A 1,910-nucleotide genomic window follows, 5' to 3' on the forward strand; every position below is an offset into this window, starting at 1 on the left:
GGACTTGTGCTCTTCCGATCTCCGCGTCGCGCAGCGCGGCCGCAGTGCCGACGCGGCGATCAAGGCCCGGCGCCGCCACACCCTCGGCGTACTCGACCGGGAGCTCGAGCGGGTGCGCGCCCGCCACGGGTGCACGGCGGCCGCCGAGGAGGTGGAGTTCGCCCTGCGCCGCATGGTGAACCAGCTCCTGCACGAGCCCAGCGTGCGCGCCAAGCGGCTCGCCGCCGAGGGTCGGCTCGATCGCTATGAGGACGCCCTCGAGGCGGTCTTCGGGATCGAGGCCCCCGGCCGCCCCGCCCCCGCCGTGGGCACGGTCGAGGCGGTCTGCCCCGCGCACGAGGACGAGGGCGGCGCCGCGCGCATCGCGTGAGCCCGCCCCGCGCCAGGAGGACCCCGTGACCGACCACCCCGCCACCGCGCCCGAGGAGCCCGGGCGAGGCCGTCGTCTGCCCCGGCACGAGCGCCGTCGCCAGCTGCTGGACTGCGCCCGCGCGGTCTTCGCCGCCGAGCGGTACGCGGGGGCCTCCATGGAGCAGATCGCCGAGCGGGCCGAGGTCTCCAAGCCGGTCCTCTACCAGCACTTCCCCAGCAAGCACGAGCTCTTCCTCGAGCTGCTGGACGCCGAGGTCGCGAGCCTGCGCGCGCTCCTCGAGGCGGCGATGGACACCCGCCGGGACAACCGCGAACGGGTGCGGGCCACCGTCGCCGCCGTGTTCGAGTACATGGCCTCCCCCGAGCGGACCCACCGCCTCATCTTCGACTCCGGCATCGACGGGGACCCGGAGGTGCGCACGCGCAGCGAGGCCGTCCACCGGCTGCTCTCCTCCGAGGTCGCGCGCACCATCCGCGCGGACACCACCGTGGCCGAGGCCGAGGCCGACGTGCTCTCCCGCGGACTCGTCGGCTACCTCCTGGGCGCCGCCCGCCACTGGGCGGACCGGCTCGACGCCGACGCGCGCCCCGCCGCGGCCGAGATGGCCCGCACGGTGGACGCGCTCGTCTGGCGCGGGCTCGCCTCGCTGCCCTCCGCGGACGACGCGCCGCGCTGACCCGGCCGTCCGGCCCGTTTCGCCCGCGGGTGAACCTCGGGGGCGCCCGTCCACCCCGCCGAGCGGTCCCGTAGGCTGACGGCGGACCGCACAGGACGCGACGAAGAGAAGAGGTTCCCCATGGAGATCCGCATCGGTGTGCAGCACGTCGGCCGCGAGGTCGTCATCGACAGCGAGCAGTCGGCGGACGAGGTCCGCTCCCTCGTGGACGCCGCCGTCGCCGACGGCACCCCGCTGGTCCTGACGGACGCCAAGGGCCGCCAGGTGGTCGTCCCCGGCGACCGCATCGGCTTCGTGGAGATCGGCGCGAAGAAGTCGGGCCCGCTCGGGTTCGCCGCCTCCTGACCCGCCCCGCACGCCCCGGTGATCCGCCGGGGCGTGCGTCGTCTCGGCCCCCTGCCCAGGAGCATCGCCATGTCCCCTCACGCCCTCGGCCTCCGCGGCCCCGCCGACCCGGCCCTGCTCGAGGTGGCGCTCGCCGCGCCCGTCCGGCGCCGCGCCCGCGACTCGAGCGAGGACCTCGTGGGCCGCCTGCTGGACATCGTGGGGCTGGCCAACCGGGCCGGTGGGGTGGACCGGGCGGAGCTGCGCGCGCGTCTCGGGGTCACCGACGAGCGCCTCGACGCCGACCTCGAGACGCTGCGCTACTGCGGCATGCCCGAGCGCGACTTCCCCGGCTTCCAGTTCGAGGTGGCGGAGGTGGCCGGCCGCGTCCACGTGGAGCGCGCCGCCGACCTGGCCGGGGGCGTGTGGACCCAGGAGCAGCAGGAGCTGGCCGGGGCCGACGGCGGCCTCGAGGTGCTCGCCTCCAAGGGCGCCCACATCACCGTCCCGCGCGACCGCATCCGCGCCGACGCCGCC

The 1,910-nt window shown here is 76.4% G+C and carries 2 protein-coding genes and 2 pseudogenes; all 4 read left to right on the forward strand.

The genetic code is table 11. From position 1 onward, the window contains the following. Positions 1 to 370: pseudogene (locus D8M29_RS11710) on the forward strand (glutamyl-tRNA reductase); the annotation flags it as partial. Positions 371 to 395: 25 nt separating this feature from the next. Next, positions 396 to 1,049 carry a TetR/AcrR family transcriptional regulator gene (locus D8M29_RS11715; RefSeq protein ID WP_036339229.1) on the forward strand — a complete coding sequence of 218 codons (654 nt, stop codon included), beginning with the start codon at positions 396 to 398 and terminating at the stop codon, positions 1,047 to 1,049. Positions 1,050 to 1,169: 120 nt separating this feature from the next. Beyond that, positions 1,170 to 1,394: a DUF3107 domain-containing protein gene (locus D8M29_RS11720; protein WP_036339227.1), complete on the forward strand. Its 225-nt coding sequence runs from the start codon at positions 1,170 to 1,172 to the stop codon at positions 1,392 to 1,394. Positions 1,395 to 1,463: 69 nt separating this feature from the next. After that, positions 1,464 to 1,910: pseudogene (locus D8M29_RS11725) on the forward strand (hypothetical protein); the annotation flags it as partial.

It is taken from the genome of Micrococcus sp. HSID17227 (assembly GCF_003989405.1).
GTDB lineage: Bacteria > Actinomycetota > Actinomycetes > Actinomycetales > Micrococcaceae > Micrococcus > Micrococcus luteus.